This window comes from Halohasta salina (genome assembly GCF_024178165.1).
Classification (GTDB): Archaea; Halobacteriota; Halobacteria; order Halobacteriales; family Haloferacaceae; genus Halohasta; species Halohasta salina.
The window spans coordinates 43506-65914 of the sequence record NZ_JAMZIE010000001.1 but is presented as its reverse complement, the minus strand read 5'-3'; the positions used below and the strand labels follow the sequence as shown (position 1 = coordinate 65914).

Here is a 22409-nt window from a genome sequence, read left to right as displayed (position 1 = left end):
GTCACCGAAACAAAAATATGTCCCCAATGGGTGGTGACAGTATGCACCGTCGACGGGTTTTGGCGTTACTTGGCGGCATCGGTACGGTCGGCATGGCCGGCTGTCTCGGCGAGGACGGGAACTTCGAGTTCACCGCCGCGCCGGCGGCGATCCCCACCGCCGCCGAGGCAGGCTACGAGGCCGAGGGACCGGATGCGATGGGAATCAACGAGACCGTCGAGGTCGGCGGCGTCGAACGCGATGTCGACATCGAGACGTGGTCGGTAGCCTACAACAACCCCGAGAGCCAGTCATCGATCTTCCTCTTTAGCACGCCCGACGTCTCGTTTGCCGGCGTCTCGGCGAACCCATTGGCCCGGCTCAGCGGCGCGGACCTCATCGTGCGGGTCCTCGAAGAGGGGCTAGGACAGTCGCAGGGCGACGCCGCCATCGAGGAGCTCGAACAGGAAGACGAGCTCACGCTGTCGGTGCTCGGCGAAGAGCGGAGCGCGCCGGTGTTTTCGGCCGTCCTCGACACCGGAACGGACGGCGGCGCGGGGAGCCAGCAGAGCGGCGGCTCGGGGTTCGACGCCGCCCAGAACGGCGAGATCCCGATCCGGCTCTACCTGCTGTCGTTTACCCACTCCGCCGGGGAGAGCGACGACGTGCTGTTGTCGATCGGTCTCCATCCACAGGCCGTCGAAGCCGAAGCAGAGATGGTCTCGCAACTGGAAGCGATCGACCACCCCGTCGAGGCACCCGAAAGCGAGTCGGCTATCTGACGGCGCGGGCGGTTCAGCACTGTTATTCCGCGTCGGCGCCTGCGTCGACGCATGCTTACGTTCATCGGACTCGGCCTCTACGACACCCAGTCGATCACCTGCGAGGGACGGGCCGCCCTCCGGGAGGCCGACCGCGCGTTCGCCGAGTTCTACACGAGCGAACTGCTCGGGGCGAGCGTCGAGGAGCTCGAAGCCGCCCACGAGGTCGACATCGAGGTTCGGGACCGGGCGGGTGTCGAACAGGATCCCGAGCCGATCCTCGCGGCCGCCGAAACCGAGGACGTCGCCTTCCTGACCGCCGGCGATACGATGATCTCGACGACCCACGCCGACCTCCGGATCCGGGCGGAAACACGGGGGATCGAGACGCGCGTACTCCATGGCGTCACGGCCGAAACCGCCGCCAGCGGGCTGACCGGCCTCCAGAACTATCGGTTCGGCAAGGCCGTCACCCTCCCGTTCCCGTTCGTCCACGGCGCGGGCGACGTGCCGCCGAGCGTGATCGAGTCGATCGAGGCCAACCAAACGCGGGGGCTCCACACGCTGGTGTATCTCGATATCAAAGTCGACTCCCACCCTCGCCGGGGGGCTCCGGACGACCACGAGACGTATATGACCGCCGACCACGCCGCCGAGCTGCTGGCAAGCGAGTGGGATGGCGACCAACTAGGCGTGGTCGTCGCCCGAGCGGGGAGCCCCGAGCCGGTAGTAGCGGCCGACCGGCTGTCGACACTGGCCGACCGCGAGTTCGGCGATCCTCTCCATCTACTGGTGGTTCCGGGCGAGCTCCACCACGTCGAGGCCGACGCCCTGCAGGCGCTGGCTGACGCGCCCGTGGGGCTGGTCGAGACCGAGGACTAGTCGGCCCGGTCGACGCGGGTGGCTTCCGGCTGGTCGACGGCAGGCTCACGGGGGAGATCCAGCGCCGCCTGCAGGTCGTGTTCCTCGCCGGTCAGTACGTAGAGGACGTCTTCGAGCACCGTCAGCAGCGCGGGGAGTTGCCGGGCGACCAAATAGGTGATCCCGATCAGCGCGACGACGGCCAGTAGCTGGCTGATGATCCGGTCGGAGACGAGAAACGACACCCGGTAGGGATTGGTCTCGCCGAACAACAACAGGACGGCCTCGGGGAACCAGTGCATGAGTTGGGTGCCGGAGGCGATCGAGATGAACGCCGTCCGGAAGACGTTGAGGACGAAGATCGTCGGCACAGCGACCGCCAGCCCCCGTAGCTTCCGGTCCAGCGGCGCGCGGACGGCGGCGATCAGCCCGCCGAAGATGGCGATGCTGCCGAGGCCGGTGCAGGCCAGCACGATCGAGACGTTGTAGCGGTGGCCGTCCGCCAAGATCCACTGGTAGGTCGCCATGTACCCCTCGGAGCTCTCGATGAGCGTCGGCGAGTAGCCGAACAGCGAGATGATGTCGCCGGTGAGAACGGCCACGAACTCGATAAGGAACTGCCGGGGGGCCGGCAGGGTCGTCCCCGCGAGAGTGACTGCGGGGATCGTCTCGAAGGGGAGGTAGATCAGCCCCATCACCGCCACCGCACGGGAGAGGACGAACAGCGTATCCCGGCCGTCGTAGAGGTGTTTGGCGACGTACAGACAGGCGGGAAACGCGGCGAGACTCAGCAGGCCCTCGACGAAGCTCTGGTGTTCGAACGCGAAGGCCGGAAAGAGGTTGAGCCAAAAGAGGCCGAAGCCGACCCACGCGGCGGCCGCGATCGGCCGGGCGGTCGACATCAGGTCGGCGTCGCTCCGCCGGCCGTACCACTCGACGCCGCCGGCGAGGACGAACAGCCCGATGACCAGCCACGCCAAGGCGTCGGAGACCGGCCCCACGGTGAACAGTTCCGCGCCGAGCCAGTCGATCGCCGCTTGCATACCTGACTGGTCGACGAGGATGCCTAAATCGCTTGTCGTTGCGGGTGCCGCCAGCGTCCAGCCGCCGCTTAGTCGTCGTCGGCCGGGGCTTTGACCGTCGTCACCGGCAGGTCGGTCGTCTGGATCACCCGCTCGGCGACGCTGCCCAACAGCAGCCGGTCCATCCCGGTCCGGCCGTTGGTTCCCATGACGATCGCGTCGGCGTCGACGGTGTCGGCGTAGGCGGTAATGGTGTCGGCGGGCGCGCCCTCCCGGATGCTGGTCGTGGTTTCGAGGCCGGCCTCCGCCGCGCGGTCGGCGATCTCGCCGGTGGCCTTCTCGCCTTCCTGCTGGAGGGTCTCTTTGATGTGGTCGGTTCCGAGTTTCGGGGCCATCCGGCTGACGCGCTCGTGGTCGACGACGTACAGCACGTGGAGTGCGGCGTCGTGGCGCGCGGCGAGGTCGATCGCGTGGGCCGCCGCCTCGGTTGCGGTGTCGCTACCGTCGGTCGGGAACAGCACGATATCGTACATATCGGCACCTCGGACTCGACCGATGTGAATCAATCGCTCTCGGGCGAGTGCTGCGGCTCGGCGGTTGATAAATAAAGAAGGGCCGGCACGCGGCCGGTGGTTGAGTGTGAAATCGGGAGCGGCTACTCGCTGCGGGTCGTCAGATCAGTTCTGACGGCGCGCGGCGAGGAGTGCTGCACCGATGAGGGCAACGAGGGCGACGAGTGCGCCGAAGCCGGGCGTCTCGTCATCCGTGGAGTCTTCCTCGGTGGAGTCTTCCTCGGTGTCTTCCTCGGTGTCCTCTTCAGTGTCTTCTTCAGTGTCTTCTTCGGTGTCTTCCTCTTCCTCGGTGTCTTCCTCAGTGTCTTCCTCAGGAGCGTCACCGAGCGAGCCCTCTTCGACGATCACGGATTCGACGGTGTCAACGGACGAGCCACCAACGCGGTAGGTCGTGTCGAACAGGTCGCCGACTTCCTGATCGCTGAAGTCGAACTCGGCCGAGACCGTACCGTCTTCGCTGATGTTGACGTTCTGTCCGTTACGGAACGAAGTCGAAGCGTCGGTCGAGGAGACGCGGAGCACCGCATCCGAGCCGGGTGCAACGTTCGTCGTACCGGTGATCTCGGAAGCCTCGACGTTTTCAGCTTGGAGCTGGTCGTCGGCGTTCACGTTGTCGAGGGTGATCGCACGCGGCTGGAGGTCGAGTTCAGCACTGTTGCTGATGACGTCACCGTCGAGCAGGTACGGGTAGTTCACCGCGTTGCTGGTTGCGTTGAACGCGTAGCCACCAGCTGTGTTCTGGAACTCGAATCGATCGTCGTCATTGTCAGCATCGTATTCGAGCGTTGCGGTGAAGCTGGTGTCGTCATCGGGTGCGTCGCCGTTCTTGAACGCATTATCTGCGCTCGTGTCAGCGATGAGGAAGAACTGTTCGTTCTCCTCGTCGAGCACCATGTAGGTGTCACTGTCGGAGGCTCCCAGGTTGACTTCGAGCGGATCCTGGTTGCCGGTCGTCGATTCTGCAACGACTTCGAAGGTGACCGATTCGTCGGTGTTGTCGACGATGTTCTGCATCACATTCGTATCGACACCGTCTTCGAGTCGGTCGTAGTCGATGTTGTAGTTAGCACCTTTCTGGTTCGGTCCGGCAACGAGCGCGCCGTAGAGCCCGCTTGCCTCGACCTGAACGACGAGGCGGTCGTTGATCGCGACCTCGTCACGCACGGTTGCAGCGTTGACGAGTTCTTCGATTTCAGTTTCGGCATCAGCGTTGTCTTCGGGTGCGGTGTGGACCGTGATGTCGCCGATCTCCGGCTGCTGGAGTTCGAGCACAGCGCTGCCGAGCTGGTCGGTGGCCTCGCCACCGGTGTCAGCGTCGAAGACCGGTTCGTCGCTGTCGACGTCCGTGCCAGCGAGCTGGATCTCGTAGTCGGTCGGCTGCATCGGTCGCACCAGCTGGTCAGTGTAGTTTTCACCACTGCTCCGATCGACGAGTCCGAGGTCGCCCTGGACGTAGTATCGGTACTGGCTGGTGTTTGCGTCGTCGTCACCGAACAGGGTCGCGTCGCTCGGTGCGTTGGAGTAACCGTTCGGCGAGTCGTGGAATCCGCTTTCGAGAACGTCGACGTTCTCGGTGTCGTAGACCTCGCCGTCACCGTCGAGGCTGGTGTCCGTACCGAGCAGACGGGTGTTGACCGAGATCGAGACCGGTTCGTTTTCGTCGTCGGCTTCGACGTAGAGCACGTCGACGAAGTCCGTATCCTCGTCACCGATCTGGACCCACGTACTGTCGGTGTCTTCGAGTTCGAACTCGAAGGTTGCAATGTCACCGGCGGCCGTCTGGACCGTTCCCTCAGTGAACGAGGCGTCCTCGTCGGACTCGCTGATGGAGATCGTGTCCGTCGCGGTTGCACCCGTGTCGGCCACGTAGAATTCGAACTCGTACTCGCCAGAGTCCGGCAGACCGGCTCCGGTGTCGAGGTTCGTGAAGTTCATCTCGAGGTCGTCACCCGAGAGCGTACCGTTTTCAGCCTGAGCCGACAGGTTGAGCGTGACGTAATCGTCGCCTCGGATGTCGTTGATGTTGTCACCGTCATCACGATCGTACCCGAGTCCGTCGAGCGGGAGGTTATCGGAGTCAGTGACCGTCCCAACCGAGCCGTTCGATGCTTGGAACAGGTCTTCGATCATGTCGGCGTCGAAGGTGTCAGGACCGTCGACGCTGACAGTCACGTTGTAATCCGTATTCTGTCGGTCCGAGGAGAGTTCCACGACGCTCTCGTTGTCGGTCTCGTCGACCTCGTCGTCATCGAACTCGGCACCGAAGCCTTCGTTGATGACCGAGAACGTTTGGGTGATGTTGGTTTGGTTAACGCCTTTGAAACTCGACTCGTTCGAGATCCCGTACTCAGTACCAGATTCGAGGTCAGCGGTGTCGACCTCGTAGTAGATGTTACCACCGACGGCATCTGCTGCCTCTGGATTGAGCGTACTGACGACAGTCTGACCGTCCAAGGAACCTGCATCACGCTGGACTTCAACAAGGAATGCGTTATCTGCATCCCCATTTGAGTCCTGCCAGTCGGACGTATTGTCGATACTCGTGTTGAATTCCTGTCCTGCATATGCCGGATCCTCGTCCGACATAGAGTCGATGCTATTCGGCGATGTCGCAGCTGCCGAGCCCGCGAACGCTGCGGACATGGCGACAACTGAGACCAGCATGATCGCGGCCAGGAACACTGCGCGTCCCTTTTGGCGATACGATGTGTCGTTGTTTCGTGTCATGTATGAGTTGTTGGTTCGCAACTGCACTGCAACGACAACACCCTATTTCCGTCCACGGCTTCACTACCCCGCGTCAATCGCACACGATCCGTGCCATCACGAATCGCCGCGACACCGGACGTACTCTACCGTGCTGTCTTGGGTAGGGGTGTCTGAAACACACGGGCAATCTGGTATATACTTTGTGTTTACCAGTCGGAGCGATGAAGCAATAGGCTGTCGTGGGTTCGAGTATCTATTCGGCGGTAGATGCGGTAATGAGGAACTGTGTCGGTGATTTAGCATTGCCGAGAGACGCGTACCGCATGTGAATCTATTCCACAATCGAAGCAGTGAATGGTCCATATTAAGTACCGCTTCGGTCCGACCCCGCGTCGACCGGTTCGATGGCCAACTCGCCGTCGACGGTCGTCGGTCGGCAGTCGAAGGCCGGCGACTGGCGAAAGGCATCCAACACGACCCGCGTGTCCCCCGACACCGACGGCTCGGCGGCGAGGGTCGACTCCGTGAGAGGGCCGTCAAACGAGTCGTAGAGTTCAGCGAGGTCGACGTCCTCGATCTTCGCCGATCCGCTCCCGCCGACGGAGTAGCGTCGCATGGGCGTCTCTTCGAACGTCCGGCGGCCGAGACACCAGATCACGTCGTCCCGGCGCTCGATGACAACCGTCTCGTGGACTTCGAGTTCCCGCTCACCGAGGGCATGGAGGATCCAGTCGTAGAGATCGCGGTCGACGCTCGTCGAGATCGGGTTCCGGCTCGAAAAGTCCAGATCCGAAAGGGCATCTCGGTTCTCCTCGACGAACCGCTCGGCGGCGCGACGCTCATCACCGACGACATAGAAGACCCCGGTAAATCGGCCCACAGGGACGTTTGGGGTCGACCCAACGGAGCCATCGATCCGGATCCGTCTGACCACCATCCGCTCGTCGGGGTCCAGCAGTGCGATGTCGATCTCCGTCTGCGGCCCAGTTCGGAGTGCGTCGAAAACGGCGGTCATCGAATAGTAGCCCTTTGTGAATGTATAGTGGTACTATCTGATAATGATTCCGTCATGACGCTGCTACCGCTACCGGACGACGTCAGCTCTCGGCAGTAACAGAGTGATTAAAAAAGAATTGAGGCCGATGCGCGCGACTACTCGTTTCGTCGAACAGCCAGCAGTGCAGCCGCGAGAACGGCGATGAGGGCGACGATCACGCCGAATCCGGGCGTTTCGTCGTCAGTTTCCTCGTCAGTCGAGCCGTCGTCCGTTTCCTCTTCGTCGACATCGTCTTCGGGTGTGTCGTCGGTCGGCTCGTCCTCGGGATCGTCTTCGGTGTCGTCACCCTCGTCGGGGAGGTCGCCACCGAGTGTTCCCGCCTCGACGAGCACCGAGTCGACGGTGTCGATAGTCGAGCCACCGACACGGTAGGTGGTGTCGAAGGCGTCACCGACCGACTGTTCGCTGAAGTCGAATTCAGCGGTGAGCGAGCCGTCGTCGTCGATCGTCACGTCTTGACCGATTCGGAACGAGTTGGACGCATCAGTCGATGAGACACGGAGTGTCGCATCGGAACCCGGCGCGACGTTCGTCGTCCCGGATATGTCCGCGTCCTCTACGTTCTCGATTTCGAGCACGTCGTCGGCGTTCAGGTTGTCGAAGCTGATCGCAGCGGGTGCAAGATCGAACTCGACGCTGTTGCTGAGAACGTCCCCCTGAAGCAGGTAGGGGTAGTTCACCGCGTCATCGGCAGCCGAGAATGGATCCGGATCGCTATCGCTGTCGAACTCGTAGCGGTCGTCGTCGTTGTCGGCATCGTATTCGAGCAGGGCGGTGAATCCGAGGTCGTCGTCCGGCGCATCGCCGTTGGCGAAGGCAGTGTCGGAACTCGTGTCGACGACGACGAAGAACTGTCCGCCGTCGTTGTCGATCACAATATAGGAGTCGGTGTCACCGCTTTCGAGGTCGACCTCCAGTGGGTCCTGATTGCCGGTCGTTTCCTCGGCGCTGATCTCGAAGTCGATCGATTCGTTGGTCGTCTCGATCAGGTTGTACAGCACCTGCGTCGAGACACCGTCTTCGAGTCGGTCCCAGTTGGGATCCGCAGCGTTCTCGTTTTCCGCACCAGCGACGAGCGCGCCGTACAGACCGGTCGCTTCCACCTGAACGATGAGTCGGTCATCGAGGGCGATCTCGTCGCGTGGCGTTGCAGCTTCGACGAGGTCGGCGATCTCCGTCTCGTCGTCCGCGTTCTCACCGGGTGCGGCATGGATGGTGATATCACCGATCTCAGGGTTTTCTAGTTCGATCACGGCGCTATCGAGTTGATCGTTCGCTTCGCCAGCACCGAGGTCCGCATCGAACAGTGCGTTGTCGACATCCGTACCCGCGATCTGGAGTTCGTACGTCGTTGCCTGTAGCGGCCGGGTTAGCTGTTCGGTGGCCGTATCGGCGATTCCGAGGTCGTTGACGTAGCTGTCGAGGCTGTTGTTCGTGTTGCTGCCATCATCCTCGAAGAGCGTCACGCCATTGGGAGTGTTCGTCATCGTCCCACCGTTGGCGTCGTGGTAGGCACTCTCGACAATGTCGGCGTTCTCGACGTCGTAAACCGCTTCACCGTCGAGGCTCGTCGACGTGCCGAGGAGACGCGTATTGACTTTTACTTCGATCGGTTCGGCTTCGTCGTCGGCTTCGATGTAGAGCACGTCGACGAAATCAGAATCCGCGTCGCCGATCTGGATCCACGTCTCGTCCGTGTCTTCGAGTTCGAACTCGAAGGTCGTGATGTCACCAGCGGCGGCCTGGTACGTTCCGGAACTGAAGCCTGCACCCTCGTCCGATTCCGCGATCGAAATCGTATCGGTTGCAGTCGCTCCCGTATCGGTAACGATGAATTCGAACTCGTATTCACCACCGTCGGGGAGGCCCTCCCCATCGGCAAGTGCCTCGAAGTCCATCGTCACATCCTCTCCGGAGATCGTCCCGTTGTTCGCTTCCAGGTAACTCAAATCGAGCGTGACGTAGCCATCGTCACGAAGCTCGTTGATACCATCACCCTCGTCGCGATCGTAGCCGAGGTGGTCGAGCGGAAGGTAGTCGGAATCGGTGACGGTCGCTCCGGTCCCGTTCGTCGCGTTGAACAGCTCTTCGATCATATCGGCGTCGAAATCATCGGGACCGTCGACGCTGACTGTCACGTTGTAGCTGGTCGTCTGTCGGTCGGAATCGAGTTCGACGGTGCTCTCGCTGTCGGTCTCGTCGACCGAATCGTCATCGAACGCGACACCGAAACCTTCGCTGATCACCGAGAACGTCTGTGTGATCAGCGTCGTGCCGCTCTGATAACTCGTGGTGTTCGAGATACCGTACTCGGTGCCGGGTTCGAGACTGTCGGTGTCGACCTCGTAGAACGTGTTGGTCCCATCATTTGTCTCAGGATTCAGGGTGCTGACGAGGCGTTGACCGTCGATGTTTCCAGCATCCCGCTGGACTTCGACGAGATACGCGCTATCGCCCACGTCGTTCCAGTCACCACCGAGAGTATTGTCTACACTCGTGTTGAATTCCTGACCGGGATAAACAGGATCGGGTAGTTCCGATACTTCTACCGGTGTGACTGCGGTTGCCGAGCCCGCGAACGCCACGGACATACTGACAACCGAAACCAGCATAATCGCGGCAAGGAACACGGCACGTCCCTTCTGTCGGTACTGTAAGTTGGTTTGCTTCATATTGGTTGTACTTTCTTTCAGACAACACATCGTACCCGTCGACGTCCGGCACGGCGTGCCCGGCGTGTCTATACCAGCACGGATTATTTCTGATAATAGACGAGTTCCGTTGTGCTGTTTTGGGTAGGGGTACCCGAACAGATATCAGTACAATATAAGTACTTTGTGTTTATTATGTCGCGCCACAATGGTAACCACGGTTAGAATGTAGCCGATTCAGAAATCGATTACTCCATGGCTTTCAGACACCTTCCGCAACCTTACAATAAACAACACTAAACAGTACCCGAATTTCATAATAGCCTTTATTAATGGCTGATTACACGGACGTATGTCCGCACCGACTGGTCGTTACATAGATGTAGATGGATCAAACTATTTGGTATTAGGAGTGTCTCACGATCGCGTAAGTCCCTCACCGGTTGCCGGCCGTTCGGACTGGGACCTGCCGTGGTAATTCATGTCTAAAAAATCATATTTATTGATAGGTGTCGTCGGTATCGTGCTTCTGATGCTCGTCACGGGAAGCGTTGTCTCTGCCCAAGCCGGTACGATAGATGCCCAAGGCTCGCCAGATATCAACGTCTACACACCCGACAACGAGGTCACACCGGGTACCGAAACGGCATTTACACTCCAATTTGATAACGACGGCGAGTTCATTCGGGGCAACGAGGCCGACCGACGGTACGTGACAACTGCTCGAAGCGTGGTTACCGAACTACATGCTGAAGACGCTCCGATCAGAATTAAAACAGGCACGCAGTCGATCGGCGAACTCTCGGAGAACGAGCCCAGAAACATCGACTTCATGATCGAAGTCCCGGACAATGCGAAACCGGGGACCTACGAGATGGAGGTCGACATCGACTACACCTATACAAGTAAAGCCGAAGATCAACCGGGACTACGACCCTCACAGACGACCCAGACGCGTTCTATTACGAGAGAAATTGAAATCCAAATCAGCAACGACGCCCGCTTCGAAGTCACTGAAGTCGACTCCACCCTTCGCGTGGGCGAAGAAGGCAAAGTGACGGGCCAACTCGAAAACGTCGGCGGCGAGGATGCCACAAACGCCGAGGTCCGGTTTGCTCCCGAGAGCGAGACCGTCGTCGCCCTCGAAAGCAGCGTCGCCGTCGGCGACGTTCCCGCCGGCGAAACGGTGAACTTCTCGATCCCCGTCGAGGTGACCAGCGAGGCCGAGGCGGTGCCACGGCGCTTCGATCTCCCTGTGTCGTTCCGTGACGAAAACGGAATCCGGCAGTCCGACGACGACCCCGAGTTCCTCGCCGAGGTCGCCGCAAAGCGGGACGCCTTCGATATCGAGCCGGTCGACGCCTCGGTCGAAGCCGGCGGCAGCCGGGCGCTCGACATCGAAGTGACCAACCAACTCGACGAGCCGGTCACCGACGTCGAGGGCAAGCTGTTCGCCGACGATCCGCTCGACAGCAGCAACGACGAGACGTTCACCGAATCCTTGGAGCCGGGCGAGACGACGACCGTCACCGTAGACCTCAGCGCCGACGCGGGGTCGACACCGAAGAACTACCCCGTCTCGATGGACTTCCGGTACACCGACAGCGATGGCGACAGCAAGCTCTCGGATAGCTACCGGATGGCGATTGGCGTCACCGAAGCCGAGGACGACGGCGGCCTCCCGATCGGTACCCTGCTAATCGGGCTCGTCGCGGTCGCCGGGATCGGCGCGCTGCTGTGGCGGCGCAACGGCGGCGACATCGGCGGCCTGAACTGATCGATGAGCGACGCCGGCCTCGATCTCGAACCGTCGCTCAACGCGGTCAACAGCGTCATCCTCGGCCGCCCGCTGGCGGTCGTCGCCGTCTTCCTCTTACTGACTGCGCTGTCGACCGGCGGCCTCGGGATGATCGAAACCGTCGAGGACCAGTCGGATGCCTTCTCCGAGGACATCGCCGCCCAGGAGGCTCTCGATGCGGTCAACGAGGAGTTCGGTGCCTCCTTCGACGGGGGCGACGAGTCGACCCAGTTGCTCCAAGAGGGCGACAACGTCCTGAGTAGGCAGGCATTACTGGACTCGCTGGCGGTCGTCGAACGAACCGACGAGCGCGCCGAACTCCGGCTGACCGACGCCACCGGTCCGGCGACGATCGTCGCCCAACAACTCGATCCCACCGCCGACAGCTACGCGGCCCAAAAGCGCGCGATCCGGCAGGCCAGCGACACCGAACTCAGGAACGCCGTCCGTGCGAGCGCCGACCGACCGGGATTTCAGGCGCTTGTCGGCACTGATTTCAACCGCCAGTCGGCCACCGCGGGGGCGTCGCTGACGGTACTGACTCACTCGTTCCCGCCACAGGACGACAACCTCCAGGCGGTCCAAGGCGGCGTCAAGGAGATCGCCGAGCGCAGCGATGGGAATATTCGCGTCTTCGGCCTCGGTATCACCAACAGCGAGACGCAAAACGTCATCGGCGATTCGCTGGGGATCGTCATGCCCGCGGTCCTCGGGTTGATCCTGCTGTTTCTGGTCGTCGCCTACCGCGACCCGATCGACCTCGTCCTTGGCCTCGTGGCCCTCCTGATGACGCTGCTGTGGACGTTCGGCTTCATCGGCTATGCGGGCATCCCCTTCGACCAGAACATGATCTCGGTGCCGATCCTGCTGTTGGCGGTCGGCATCGACTTCGGCATCCACATCGTCAACCGCTATCGGGAGGAACGCTCCCGTGGGGTCGACGTCAGAGAGTCGATGACCGTCACCAACAGCCAGCTGGCGGTCGCCTTCGCGATCGTTACCGTCACCACGGTCTTCGGTTTCGGCGCAAACTTGACGAGCAACTTCGAGCCGACACGGAACTTCGCGATCGTCGCCAGCGTCGGCATCGTCTTCACGTTCCTCGTGTTCAGCTTCTTCCTCCCGGCGGCGAAGATCATCGCCGACCGCAACCGCGAGCGGTTCGGCGTCCCGAGTTTCGGCTCGTCGCCGTTGGCGACCGAGGAGTCGATCCTCGGCCGCCTGCTGCCGGCGACTGCGACTGTCTCGAAGCGCGCGCCCGTCGCCTTCATCCTCCTGTTTCTCGTGATCTCGGGTGGGGCCGCCGCCTACGGGCAGGGCGTCGACCGGAGCTTCGAACAGGAGGACTTCCTGCCGCCCGAGGAACTGCCGGAGTACATCGAAGGGCTGCCCGAGCCGTTCGCACCGAGCGAGTACACCGCCGCCGGCAGCATCAACTTCATCGAGGACAACTTCGACGCCGGCGAGGACGACCAGATTACGATGTACATACAGGGACCGTTCAGTCAGGCCGACACCCTCGAAGCGGTCCATCGGACGACTCGGGATCCGCCCGACACCTACCTCACTACCGACGGCCGGGCGGAGACGACGAGCATCATCACCGTCATCGACAACTACGCCGACCGCGACCCCGAGTTCGCCGCCCTCGTCGACCGCAATGACCGCGACGGCAACGGCGTCCCCGACCGCAACCTCGATCGGATCTACGACGCCCTCGAAGCCTCGCCGGCGGCCGACCGCGCCGACGAGTATCTCACCGACGACCGCCGAGCGATCCGCGTCGAGTTCGCCGTCGAATCCGACGCCTCACAGGGTGAGATCACCGCCGACTCCCGCGACTACGCCGAAGACTTCCGGTACGACGCCACCCCCACGGGGACGATCGTCGTCTTCCAGGCGGTTACCGATCTCATCTTCCAGTCGGCCTTCCAGAGCCTGTTTATCGCCATCGGACTCACTGGGGTTTTCCTCGTCGGCGTCTACTGGCTCTTGGATCGCAAACCCCTCCTCGGCGTCGTCAACGTCTTCCCGATCCTCGTGACCGTCGCCGTCCTGTTGGCGACGATGCGGGTGCTCGGACTCTCGCTGAACGCGGTGACGGCGACGATCCTCTCGATCACCGTCGGCGTCGGCGTCGCCTACTCGGTGCATATGACCCACCGGTTTATCGACGAGTACACTGCCGGCAAGAGCACCGACGAGAGCCTGAAGGTTACCCTCCAGGGGACGGGCGGCGCGCTCACCGGCAGCATGCTGACCACCTCGATCGGGACGGGGGCGCTCGTCCTCGCGATCTCGCCGATCCTCGGCCAGTTCGGGCTGCTGATGGCGGTCAGCGTCTTCTACTCCTTCGTGGCCGCTATCGTCGTCTTTCCGTCGACAGCCTACGTCTGGGCCCGATACGATCAGGGCGGCTCGCTCCGCGGCTGGCTCCGGGAGCGACTCGAACCGCAGTCGGCCGCCGCCGACCCCGCCGAGCGCTAGTCGCGGTCGGCCGCGGCCCGTAGTTCTGTCACGCGCTGGCAGTCGCCGACGCCGGCCAACAGCACGATGGCGACGATCTCGTCGACGTCGGGTGTCGGCAGGTCGCCGCCACGGATCTCGACGCTCCCCGTTTCCTGGGCCAGCCACGACCGGGCATCCGAGATCGCTCGGCGGTTGAGCCACTCCGGCGGCCCGCCGGTCACCAACAGCCCACGCCGGACCGATCCCCGGTCGACGTCGACGGTTAGTTTCCCATTAACTGCCCGCCGGACGGTGGTTTCGATCGCTTTGATCGCCGTCGTCTCGTCGAGATCGACCTCGCGCTCGAACAGCCCCAGCCCGAACCGCGATTCGGTCGGCCGCTCGACCTCTTGGGTGGCATAGCCCAGTGTTGCGATCCCCCCGGCCTCGAGGGTGTTGATGAGTTCGGAGGCGTCGACGACGCTCTCGGCGACCCGGCCGTCGACGTCGGCCTCGCCGGCGGTAAACAGTGCGGTCACACGGGTCGCTATCGCCTCGTTGAGCCGCCCCCGGACGTCGGGGTCGTCCATCTCGTCGCCCGGCTTCGTCCACAGCGCGTTGTCGAACACCAACAACGCCTCGGTCGCGTCGGTGACCGCCTCGATGGCCACCCCGGCGTTGGCTTCGAGGCGCTGCTGGTTGTCGGCTCCCTCGTCGGGTAACACACCCAGCCCGTAGATCGGTAGCTCGTAGACCGCCCGGAGTTCGGCGGCGAGTGTCGGCAAGAGCGTCGACCCGCTGGCGCCGGCCAGCCCGACACACAGCAGGATGGCGTCCGCACGGGAGCTGACCTGATCGTCGACCGCGCGAAACAGTTCGGTCGACTCCTCGTCGGCGGCCGCCGCCGCCCGCTGGCGGTTGCCGGCGAACCCGCGGCCGGAGGCATCGAGGGCCCCATAGAGGTGCCGGGAGTCGGTCGGGATCGATTCGAGGCCGGCCAGCGACCGCTTGTCGGTGTCGAGGGCGACGCTGCCGTCGACACAGGAGCGTGCGTCCTGCCGATCGGCCGCCACGAGCGCGTCGGCGACCCGACTCCCCGCGCCGCCGAGACCGCAGACTACCAGTTGCATAGCGGCTCCTCGAAGCGATATCACAAAAAGTGTGTGCTGTGCGGACCGTCGACGACAGCCGGCTGGCCGATCAGAACGGGAACAGCGAGTCGGCCTCGGGGTCCCGTTCGATCAGTTCGATCTCGTGGCCGTCGGGATCTTTGGTGAAGGCGTACAGATCGTCGCACTCCTCGGGACTCCGGTAGTCGTCGGCGTCGCGGAGCATGAGCTGGTCCCAGTCCTCTTGGAGATCGTCGACCCGAACGGCGAGGTGGCCCCACGCGTCGCCCATCGTGTAGGAGCGGCCGTCGTAGTTGTAGGTGAGTTCGAGTTTCATCGCCTCCTGCGGCATATCCTCGGGGGCCATGAAGAAGTTCGCAAAGGAGCTGGCCTCCCAGCGGCTCCGGGGTTCGGTGTACTCGAACTTCCGGGTCCAGAAGCCCAGCGCCTCATCGGCGTCCTCGACGCGAATCATCGTGTGGTCCAGCGACCAGAGTGCGCCGTACTCCTTCTGGACGATCTCGACTTCGTGGCCGTCGGGGTCCTTGACGAACGCATACCGACCGCCGCAGGATTCGGGGTCCCGGTAGTCGTCGACCCCTTCGTCCATGAGCTGCTGGTAGTAGTCCTCCAGTTCGCCCTCGGGAACCCGGACCGCGATGTGGCCCCAGGCGTCGCCGACTTCCTCGGGCGTCTCACCGTGGTTCGAGGTGAGTTCGAGCATTGCGCCGTCCTCGTGCATCTCTTCGGGCCCGAGATAGACGATGGTGAACTCCTCGCCCTCGTGACGCTCTTTTTCCTCGTAGTCGAGGTGGGTCTGATACCAGTCGACCGAGGTTTCGAGGTCGTCGACGCGCAGCATTACGTGATCCAGGATGCCAGTCATACACCGTACACATTGGACGCCGGGTCGAAAAGAATACCGAACAATCCTCACAAATGTTCATCCGCCAAGTGGTCCGACCGGGACGTGGACCCGGGTAATCAGGGTGTACTCGGTGTCGATCGGACGAAACACGGGCCTACTCGGCCGGTCGACGGCCACCGAACCGGCGAAGCGCGGGCCAGTAGAACCACCAGACGATGGCACCGGTCGCTACCAGACCCACCGGAATCGTGCCCGAACTACCGCGTCCGACCAACCCCTGCCAAACCATCGCCGATCCGACGGCCGACAACACCAACAAGCCGACCGTCACCCGTGGATCCTCGCGGTCGACGAGGACGCCGCTGGCCGCGCTCGTCACGGCACCCAGATGAAATCCGAGACCGATCGGCCACACCTGAAGCGACCACGGCAGCGTTCCGAACCCACGTGTCGCATCGAAATACTCGGCGAGACTGAGGGCGTGCCACGGGTTCGTGTTGACGAGCCCCCACGACATGACGAACGTCACGTCGCCCGTCCCGTTCGGGACCGCAACCCACGGGAGCAGACAGAGCGCCACGACTGCGGCCAGCGCGGCCGACGAAGAACTGCCGGTCGATGTCGACATTACACCCTGCTACGTGGGACAGCAGTATATAAACGACGGTGCGGTGTTGACGGCTGCAAACGCCCGGTAGCTACCCGTCGGTGTCGACGCGTTCGCGGAGTTCGTCGCCGGTCAGCGACTCGATTTCGCCGTCCTCGCCGCCCTGAAGCCGGCCGCTGATGACGAACTCGGAGACGTCCTCGATGTCGTACTCCGAAAGCGAGCCGATCGACTCGATAGTAATATCGGCCTGCTTGGAAAAGCCGGCGGCGATATCGGTCCACGTCGAGTCGTCACCGAGGGACTCATCGCCATCGAAGGCCTCGATCCCGGTGTAGACGCTTTTGGTTTCCTCCTCGGCCTCGTTCGTGAGTTGGATGCGGGCACGGACCCCAGTCGAAAACCCGTAGGTGAGCGTGATCTCGTCGACGCTGATCTCCGGTAACACCTCGGTGTCCGTCTCCGCGGACTCGGCCTCCGGTTCGGTTTCCGACTCGTTTGCCTGTGGTTCCGATTCCTCCATGGGCTCGCTGCTGCCACTACAGCCGGCGACCACGACGGCTCCACCGACTGCCGTGATTCCGGCCAGCAACTGTCGACGACGTACCATATACCAACTAATTAGACTAAAATCAATTTATAACTATTGGATACTGTCAAAAACGCCAAGTCGACGAGATACGGACTACCAACGATTCGATTACCGGCTCGTGATGATCCGCAACACGTCCTCGTCGGCCAGTTCGTGGTCTTTACCGACCTGCTGATCGTCGTGTTTCGCACTCGGGCCGCTGACGCGAGCGAAGCGGAACCGGTCTTCGAACTCCCCGCCGAGTTTGTGGAGGGCGTCCTCGATGGTCGCTCCCTCCCGGAGCATTAGCGGCTCCTCGTAGTCGACGCCCCGGCCCGGCTTGTCCATATAAATACGCACTAAGCCGAGTGTCTCGTATATCCGCTCTTTGAGGGCTTCGAGTCCTTTTTCTTTCTCAGCACTGATGAACGTGCACTCGTCGGGATCGATATCGTGGCTCCGGAGGTTCTCCTTGACAGTCGGAATGTAGCTCTCATCGATCAGATCGGTCTTGTTGACCGCCACCATCGAGGGGATGTAGATCCGGTTGTCCATCATCCCGTCGATGAGTTCGTCGATCGAGGGGTCACCGCGGACGGTTACCTCGGCGTTGACGTAGCCGTTCTCCCGAAGCACGTCCTTGATCGTCTGCTCGTCGAGGCTCACGCTGTCACTTTTGTTGACCTGAATCCCGTTTTTGTGTCGCTTGCGGATGTGGATACTCGGCGGCTCGGTATCCAGCCTGATTTTGTTGTTGTATAGCTCTTGGGCGAGCCGCTCGTACTGGTCGATCTCGAAGACCGACAGCATGAACACCGCGAGATCGGCCGTCCGGACGACCGACAACACCTCTTGGCCGCCACCACGGCCGTCGGCTGCGCCCTCGATGAGGCCGGGGACATCGAGGATCTGGATGTTTGCCCCGCGGTACTGGAGCATGCCGGGGTTCACATCGAGGGTGGTGAACTCGTAGGAGCCGGTCTCGCTGTCGGCGTTGGTCAAGGCGTTGATCAGCGTCGACTTGCCGACACTCGGGAACCCAACGAGTGCCACGGTGGCGTCGCCGTGTTTCTCGACGGCGTAGCCACCGCCGCCGCCCGCGGAGGACTGGTTTTCGAGTTTCTCTTTTTTCTCCGCGAGTTTCGCCTTGAGTCGGCCGATGTGGGCCTCGGTCGACTTGTTGTACGGCGTCTCGGCGATTTCCTCGCGGATCGATTCGATCTCCTCCTCCAATCCCATTACCGGCCACTGGGCCGTCGCCGTCGAAAAGCCTGTCCATTCGGTGGGTTCGGTCTCCGGAGTCGGAAGCCGAGGATCGATTCGACACGGTTATACAGCATCTGGGCGACCTGTCAGCAACGACATGTCGGACCCATCACGCCTCCGAGACAGCACCCAGATCGAGGTGCCGGCCGAGCGCTTGGAGGGGCTTCGAGAGGAGATCGAAGCCGAGTTCACGGTGACGATCGTCGAGGGTCAGTCGGCGCGGTGTCGCATCATCGGGAGCCCCGTCGAGATCAAGGCCGTCAGCGGCTTTCTCAGCCGTCACGGCGTCAGCCTCCCCTGATCTTTCCGAAGCGTTTCTTACCCCGGGGCACGTTGTGGCCGTATGGAAGAGACACCGGGGCTCAGCGACCAGTACCGGAAGGCCAGCCCGTGGCCGCTGTTTATCGCCCTCGGCGTGCCAATCTCCGAGCTCGGCCTGCTGTTCGATATCTTCCCGGTTGCGGTCGGGGGACTGTTGTTGTTCTGTGGCTGTGTCGTCGGCATGCTGCAGGAGGCCGGCTACATCCGGATGCCGTGGTCCGGGCTGGCGGTCAGCGCCGGGCTGCTGTTTCTGGCCGGCGGCGGCGTCCTCTACATCAACCCACAGGTCGGTGTCGACATGACACTGCGTGCGTACGCGATCTTGGCCAGCGGGCTCATCCTGGCGATGGGGGCGGGAGCCGGTCGCCTGTTCGTCCCGAAGAGTCAGTTCCCCGCCTGAAAGCAGAAACCTATTTGGGCGGCCTCTCCCACGTTGGCGTATGGAAGCCAAGATCTTCGACAGAGAGACGATCCTCGATCTGGTGGTCAACTTCATTCCACTGGGGATCATCCTCTTTTTCATCGGCGCGTTCGCGGTCTTCGCACCGTGGGGCTTCGAGCCGATGGCCTCCGGTCTGATGTTTGCGATCATGGTGGTCATGTTCCTCGCACTGGCGGTGTTGACCTACCTCTCGGCGAAGGCGATCGCCGGCGACGAGAAACGGGCGACCGTCTACGCGCAGGGACAGGCCGGCCTCGAAGGGGCCGAACCGATTCACGGACACGACGACGCCGCAGACACTTCGGCGGCCACCGACGCCGAGGTCGACGACACCGAGTCGACCAGCGAGTAACGCGCCGCCCATCCGGTGACGAAGATAGCAACCGGGCCGGCGTCGACCGGCCCGTAGCGCGCTGAAGACGCCGGAGTCGCGCCCGACAGACCCGAACCTTTCATTACCCTCCGATCCTGTATTGAGGGTATGGATATTAGCGCGCAAATCAGCCTGACGGTGTTGATGGGGGTGTTCCTCGTCGCCGTCGCCACGTGGCTCACACGTGTCGAAAACTGGCGCTCGTACAGTCCAGTCGGTGGCGGGGCCATCGTCGACCGCTCGGGGTACGTCGAAGAGGAGAAACCTGCGGGGATCATCCGCTGGCTAACGACGGTCGACCACAAGGATATCGGCATCCTCTATGGGCTTTACGGCATCACGGCCTTCGTCGTCGGCGGGCTGATGGTGACCGCGATGCGGATCGATCTAGTAACGTCCGAATCGCTGCTCGGGACGGCAACCTACAACGGCTTGTTGACCAGCCACGGGATCACGATGCTGTTCCTCTTCGGGACACCGATCATCGCCGCCTTCGCCAACTACCTTATTCCGTTGATTATCGGCGCTGACGACATGGCGTTCCCCCGGATCAACGCCATCGCCTTCTGGCTGCTGCCGCCCGCAGCACTCCTGATCTGGGCGGGCTTCTTCGCCAAGCCGCTCGGACTGTTCGGACCGGCCCAGACCGCCTGGACGATGTACACGCCGCTGTCGACCGGCGCGGCCGGCGGCAGCGCCGACATGGTCGGCGGCGCGGGTGTCGACATGATGCTGTTGGGGCTCCACCTTTCGGGGGTCGCCACCACGATCGGGGCGATCAACTTCATCGCGACCATCTTCACCCAGCGCGGTGAGAAGGTCACGTGGGCCAACCTCGACATCTTCTCGTGGACGGTTCTCACCCAGTCGGGGCTGATCCTGTTTGCCTTCCCGCTGCTGGGGAGTGCGCTCGTCATGCTGCTGGCCGACCGGAACTTCGGCACCACGTTCTTCCTCTCGGATGGCGGGAACATGCTGTGGCAACACCTGTTTTGGTTCTTCGGCCATCCCGAAGTCTACGTCCTCGTGTTGCCGATGATGGGGATCGTCAGCTATGTCCTGCCGCGGTTCGCGGGTCGACAGCTGTTCGGGTTCAAGTTCGTCGTCTACTCCACGCTCGCCATCGGCGTGCTCTCCTTTGGCGTCTGGGCCCACCACATGTTCGCGACGGGGATGGATCCACGACTCCGCACGTCCTTCATGGCCGTGTCGATGGCCATTGCGATCCCCTCGGCGGTTAAGACGTTCAACTGGATCACGACGCTCTGGAACGGTCGGATCCGACTGACGACGCCGATGCTGTTCTGTATCGGCTTCGTCTCGAACTTCATCATCGGCGGCGTCACCGGGGTTTTCCTCGCATCGATTCCGGTCGACCTCGTGCTCCACGACACCTACTACGTCGTCGGCCACTTCCACTACGTCGTGATGGGTGCCATCGCGTTTGCCGGCTTCGCGGGCATCTACTACTGGTTCCCGCTGGTCACGGGACGGATGTATCAGGCCAGCCTCGGCAAGGCCCACTTCTGGCTGACGATGATCGGCACCAACATCACGTTCTTCGCCATGATCCTGCTGGGCTACGGCGGCATGCCCCGGCGCTATGCGACCTACCTGCCGCAGTTTGCCAGCCTCCACCAGCTGGCGACCCTCGGTGCGCTGATCATCTTCGTGGGCCAGCTCATCTGGTTCTGGAACATGGTCTCGTCGTGGTTCGAGGGCAAGCGCGTCGAGAGCGCCGACCCGTGGAACCTCGCCGACGACGGCGTCAACACCATCGAGTGGCAGTGGTTCGGCACCAAGCTCGACACCCAACTGGCCACCGACGGCGGCGAGGCCGACGAGGTGGCGACCGACGGCGGCCAAGTCGACGCTGACGACGCGTCGGCTGACGCGGACGCTGATCCCGAAACGAACACCGAATAGCTGTTCTCCCGGCGGGTTTTGTGATCGACGGCAGTAGAAGACCCAAAGCGACAACTCACCAACCGGTACTGCTTTGGGCGTCGACTAGTCAGTGGCTAGTAATGAAGGAACACGAGAGAGCTACGACGAGACGCCGGCTAATGCGGTGGGGTGGTGTTGTCGGTGCGATCTGTCTCGCCGGCTGTGCGGGAACGACCGACGAGACGGAGACCGGAGACACCGAGATGACGACCGAGATCGATACCGACGCCCCGTTCCGAGCCATGCTTGTCGTCGACGACGACCACGTGCTGTTTACTGCCGTCGAGATCGCAGCGGTCGGCCCCGTCTCGGAGTCCGAGCGGACCGGGATCTCGATGCCGATCGAACTCACCGACGCGGGCACACAGTCGGTGACGGACACGGCCGCCGAAGTCGGTCTTCGGGAGAACTACCAGGCGGCGGAGATCAGTCTCGACCTCGACGGCGAAACGGTCAGTAGCTTTGGCATCGCCGAATCGCTCGCTGAGGCGTGGGCTGCTGGCGAGTGGAACGGTCCGCTCGTCGTGACGTTCGCGGACCGCGAGGGGGCCGAGACGGTCCGCGACCGGCTGGTCGAGGAGGGGTCGACCTGAGCTACATCACGAGCACGATGCCGGTGAGAAACATCATCAGCGCGATCCCGGCGAGAACGATACCGAGCAGGTCGCTGTCGTCCATACACGTTGTTCGCGTCCCCGGTGGAAAACGGCGTCGGTCGCGTGCGAAACCACTAATTCCGTCCCCCGGCGAGTAGAAGTGTGTCTTCCGGACTCCGCGGCCAACGCGTCGTCGTCACGATCTACCTCATCATCGTCGCGTTCACCGGCGTCGCCGGCTACATGACCGCGACCGTCGTCGGCGAGATCAATCCCCCACGGTTCCTGTTTCTCGTCGAGTTCCCCCCGACACCGCTGGGACTGGCGGCCTTCGGCGCGCTGACGATCGGCCTCGTCCTCGGGGTCCTCCTTGTGGCGGTGACGGTCGTCTCCGACCGCTTCGACGACGCCGCGCCCGGCGTCGACGAGTAGCGGCCACTGGATCACCGGA

The 22409-nt window shown here is 62.5% G+C and carries 20 protein-coding genes and 1 pseudogene; 10 read left to right on the top strand and 11 right to left on the bottom strand.

Annotation, left to right across the window (positions count from 1 at the left end):
- Positions 1-41: 41 nt before the first annotated feature.
- Together NKJ34_RS00320 and dph5 are read left to right on the top strand one after the other, a co-directional pair.
- Positions 42-761 (top strand): DUF6517 family protein, encoded by a 720-nt coding sequence (locus tag NKJ34_RS00320; RefSeq protein ID WP_253736270.1) that lies wholly within the window; start codon positions 42-44, stop codon positions 759-761.
- Between the two features lie 51 nt (positions 762-812).
- Positions 813-1622 carry a diphthine synthase gene (dph5, locus tag NKJ34_RS00315; protein WP_253736269.1) on the top strand — a complete coding sequence of 270 codons (810 nt, stop codon included), beginning with the start codon at positions 813-815 and terminating at the stop codon, positions 1620-1622.
- Here dph5 and artA read toward each other — a convergent pair.
- The 6 genes and pseudogenes from artA to NKJ34_RS15935 all read right to left on the bottom strand — a co-directional run.
- On the bottom strand, positions 1619-2644 hold the full coding sequence (artA, locus tag NKJ34_RS00310; RefSeq protein ID WP_253736268.1) for an archaeosortase A: 1026 nt from the start codon (positions 2642-2644) through the stop codon (positions 1619-1621). The genes dph5 and artA overlap by 4 nt on opposite strands.
- Before the next feature lie 68 nt (positions 2645-2712).
- Complete coding sequence (locus NKJ34_RS00305; protein ID WP_253736267.1) at positions 2713-3156, bottom strand: universal stress protein; 444 nt, start codon at positions 3154-3156, stop codon at positions 2713-2715.
- Positions 3157-3300: 144 nt separating this feature from the next.
- A complete protein-coding gene (locus tag NKJ34_RS00300) occupies positions 3301-5649 on the bottom strand; it encodes a BGTF surface domain-containing protein (RefSeq protein ID WP_253736266.1) in 2349 nt (782 codons plus the stop codon).
- 619 nt (positions 5650-6268) lie between these two features.
- Entirely contained in the window at positions 6269-6919 is a 651-nt protein-coding gene (locus NKJ34_RS00295; protein ID WP_253736265.1) for a hypothetical protein, read from the bottom strand.
- A 137-nt stretch (positions 6920-7056) separates the two neighbouring features.
- Complete coding sequence (locus tag NKJ34_RS15855) at positions 7057-9420, bottom strand: BGTF surface domain-containing protein (RefSeq protein WP_253736264.1); 2364 nt, start codon at positions 9418-9420, stop codon at positions 7057-7059.
- 108 nt (positions 9421-9528) lie between these two features.
- Positions 9529-9633: pseudogene (locus NKJ34_RS15935) on the bottom strand (surface glycoprotein); the annotation flags it as partial.
- A 511-nt stretch (positions 9634-10144) separates the two neighbouring features.
- Here NKJ34_RS15935 and NKJ34_RS00285 point away from each other — a divergent pair.
- On the top strand, positions 10145-11389 hold the full coding sequence (locus tag NKJ34_RS00285) for a COG1361 S-layer family protein (RefSeq protein WP_253736263.1): 1245 nt from the start codon (positions 10145-10147) through the stop codon (positions 11387-11389).
- A gap of 3 nt (positions 11390-11392) precedes the next feature.
- Positions 11393-13897 carry an efflux RND transporter permease subunit gene (locus NKJ34_RS00280; RefSeq protein WP_253736262.1) on the top strand — a complete coding sequence of 835 codons (2505 nt, stop codon included), beginning with the start codon at positions 11393-11395 and terminating at the stop codon, positions 13895-13897.
- Here NKJ34_RS00280 and NKJ34_RS00275 read toward each other — a convergent pair.
- The 5 genes from NKJ34_RS00275 to NKJ34_RS00255 form a co-directional block, all read right to left on the bottom strand.
- Positions 13894-14988, bottom strand: coding sequence for a tubulin/FtsZ family protein (locus NKJ34_RS00275; protein ID WP_253736261.1), 1095 nt, complete (start codon positions 14986-14988; stop codon positions 13894-13896). The two genes, NKJ34_RS00280 and NKJ34_RS00275, sit on opposite strands and share 4 nt — an antisense overlap.
- Positions 14989-15058: 70 nt before the next feature.
- The gene (locus NKJ34_RS00270; RefSeq protein ID WP_253736260.1) at positions 15059-15853 is read right to left on the bottom strand and encodes a VOC family protein; all 795 of its coding nucleotides are present in this window, start codon (positions 15851-15853) and stop codon (positions 15059-15061) included.
- Positions 15854-15989: 136 nt separating this feature from the next.
- On the bottom strand, positions 15990-16463 hold the full coding sequence (locus NKJ34_RS00265) for a TIGR04206 family protein (protein WP_253736259.1): 474 nt from the start codon (positions 16461-16463) through the stop codon (positions 15990-15992).
- Between the two features lie 70 nt (positions 16464-16533).
- Positions 16534-17052 (bottom strand): hypothetical protein, encoded by a 519-nt coding sequence (locus NKJ34_RS00260; protein WP_253736258.1) that lies wholly within the window; start codon positions 17050-17052, stop codon positions 16534-16536.
- 90 nt (positions 17053-17142) lie between these two features.
- Positions 17143-18252 (bottom strand): OBG GTPase family GTP-binding protein, encoded by a 1110-nt coding sequence (locus NKJ34_RS00255; protein WP_253736257.1) that lies wholly within the window; start codon positions 18250-18252, stop codon positions 17143-17145.
- 124 nt (positions 18253-18376) lie between these two features.
- Here NKJ34_RS00255 and NKJ34_RS00250 point away from each other — a divergent pair, with 124 nt between their 5' ends.
- The 6 genes from NKJ34_RS00250 to NKJ34_RS00225 all read left to right on the top strand — a co-directional run bounded on the left by NKJ34_RS00250 (position 18377) and on the right by NKJ34_RS00225 (position 22390).
- Positions 18377-18580 (top strand): VNG_1110C family protein, encoded by a 204-nt coding sequence (locus NKJ34_RS00250; RefSeq protein WP_253736256.1) that lies wholly within the window; start codon positions 18377-18379, stop codon positions 18578-18580.
- A gap of 42 nt (positions 18581-18622) precedes the next feature.
- Positions 18623-19000, top strand: a complete 378-nt coding sequence (locus NKJ34_RS00245) for a DUF7541 family protein (RefSeq protein WP_253736255.1) — start codon at positions 18623-18625, stop codon at positions 18998-19000.
- 40 nt (positions 19001-19040) lie between these two features.
- Positions 19041-19394 (top strand): DUF6684 family protein, encoded by a 354-nt coding sequence (locus tag NKJ34_RS00240; protein ID WP_253736254.1) that lies wholly within the window; start codon positions 19041-19043, stop codon positions 19392-19394.
- A gap of 165 nt (positions 19395-19559) precedes the next feature.
- Positions 19560-21341 carry a cbb3-type cytochrome c oxidase subunit I gene (locus NKJ34_RS00235; RefSeq protein ID WP_253736964.1) on the top strand — a complete coding sequence of 594 codons (1782 nt, stop codon included), beginning with the start codon at positions 19560-19562 and terminating at the stop codon, positions 21339-21341.
- A gap of 101 nt (positions 21342-21442) precedes the next feature.
- Positions 21443-21955: a hypothetical protein gene (locus NKJ34_RS00230; RefSeq protein WP_253736253.1), complete on the top strand. Its 513-nt coding sequence runs from the start codon at positions 21443-21445 to the stop codon at positions 21953-21955.
- Between the two features lie 165 nt (positions 21956-22120).
- Complete coding sequence (locus tag NKJ34_RS00225; protein ID WP_253736252.1) at positions 22121-22390, top strand: DUF7520 family protein; 270 nt, start codon at positions 22121-22123, stop codon at positions 22388-22390.
- Positions 22391-22409: the final 19 nt, after the last annotated feature.

Bases quoted from the DNA above. Each gene is read 5' to 3' on its own strand.
- NKJ34_RS00270 (WP_253736260.1), bottom strand. From the start codon at position 15,853: ATGACTGGCATCCTGGATCACGTAATGCTGCGCGTCGACGACCTCGAA.
- NKJ34_RS00275 (WP_253736261.1), bottom strand. From the start codon at position 14,988: ATGCAACTGGTAGTCTGCGGTCTCGGCGGCGCGGGGAGTCGGGTCGCC.
- NKJ34_RS00240 (WP_253736254.1), top strand. From the start codon at position 19,041: ATGGAAGCCAAGATCTTCGACAGAGAGACGATCCTCGATCTGGTGGTC.
- artA (WP_253736268.1), bottom strand. From the start codon at position 2,644: ATGCAAGCGGCGATCGACTGGCTCGGCGCGGAACTGTTCACCGTGGGG.
- dph5 (WP_253736269.1), top strand. From the start codon at position 813: ATGCTTACGTTCATCGGACTCGGCCTCTACGACACCCAGTCGATCACC.
- NKJ34_RS00265 (WP_253736259.1), bottom strand. From the start codon at position 16,463: ATGTCGACATCGACCGGCAGTTCTTCGTCGGCCGCGCTGGCCGCAGTC.
- NKJ34_RS00295 (WP_253736265.1), bottom strand. From the start codon at position 6,919: ATGACCGCCGTTTTCGACGCACTCCGAACTGGGCCGCAGACGGAGATC.
- NKJ34_RS00280 (WP_253736262.1), top strand. From the start codon at position 11,393: ATGAGCGACGCCGGCCTCGATCTCGAACCGTCGCTCAACGCGGTCAAC.
- NKJ34_RS00260 (WP_253736258.1), bottom strand. From the start codon at position 17,052: ATGGTACGTCGTCGACAGTTGCTGGCCGGAATCACGGCAGTCGGTGGA.
- NKJ34_RS00235 (WP_253736964.1), top strand. From the start codon at position 19,560: ATGGGGGTGTTCCTCGTCGCCGTCGCCACGTGGCTCACACGTGTCGAA.
- NKJ34_RS00320 (WP_253736270.1), top strand. From the start codon at position 42: ATGCACCGTCGACGGGTTTTGGCGTTACTTGGCGGCATCGGTACGGTC.
- NKJ34_RS00245 (WP_253736255.1), top strand. From the start codon at position 18,623: ATGGAAGAGACACCGGGGCTCAGCGACCAGTACCGGAAGGCCAGCCCG.
- NKJ34_RS00255 (WP_253736257.1), bottom strand. From the start codon at position 18,252: ATGGGATTGGAGGAGGAGATCGAATCGATCCGCGAGGAAATCGCCGAG.
- NKJ34_RS00230 (WP_253736253.1), top strand. From the start codon at position 21,443: ATGAAGGAACACGAGAGAGCTACGACGAGACGCCGGCTAATGCGGTGG.
- NKJ34_RS00250 (WP_253736256.1), top strand. From the start codon at position 18,377: ATGTCGGACCCATCACGCCTCCGAGACAGCACCCAGATCGAGGTGCCG.
- NKJ34_RS00285 (WP_253736263.1), top strand. From the start codon at position 10,145: ATGCTCGTCACGGGAAGCGTTGTCTCTGCCCAAGCCGGTACGATAGAT.
- NKJ34_RS00305 (WP_253736267.1), bottom strand. From the start codon at position 3,156: ATGTACGATATCGTGCTGTTCCCGACCGACGGTAGCGACACCGCAACC.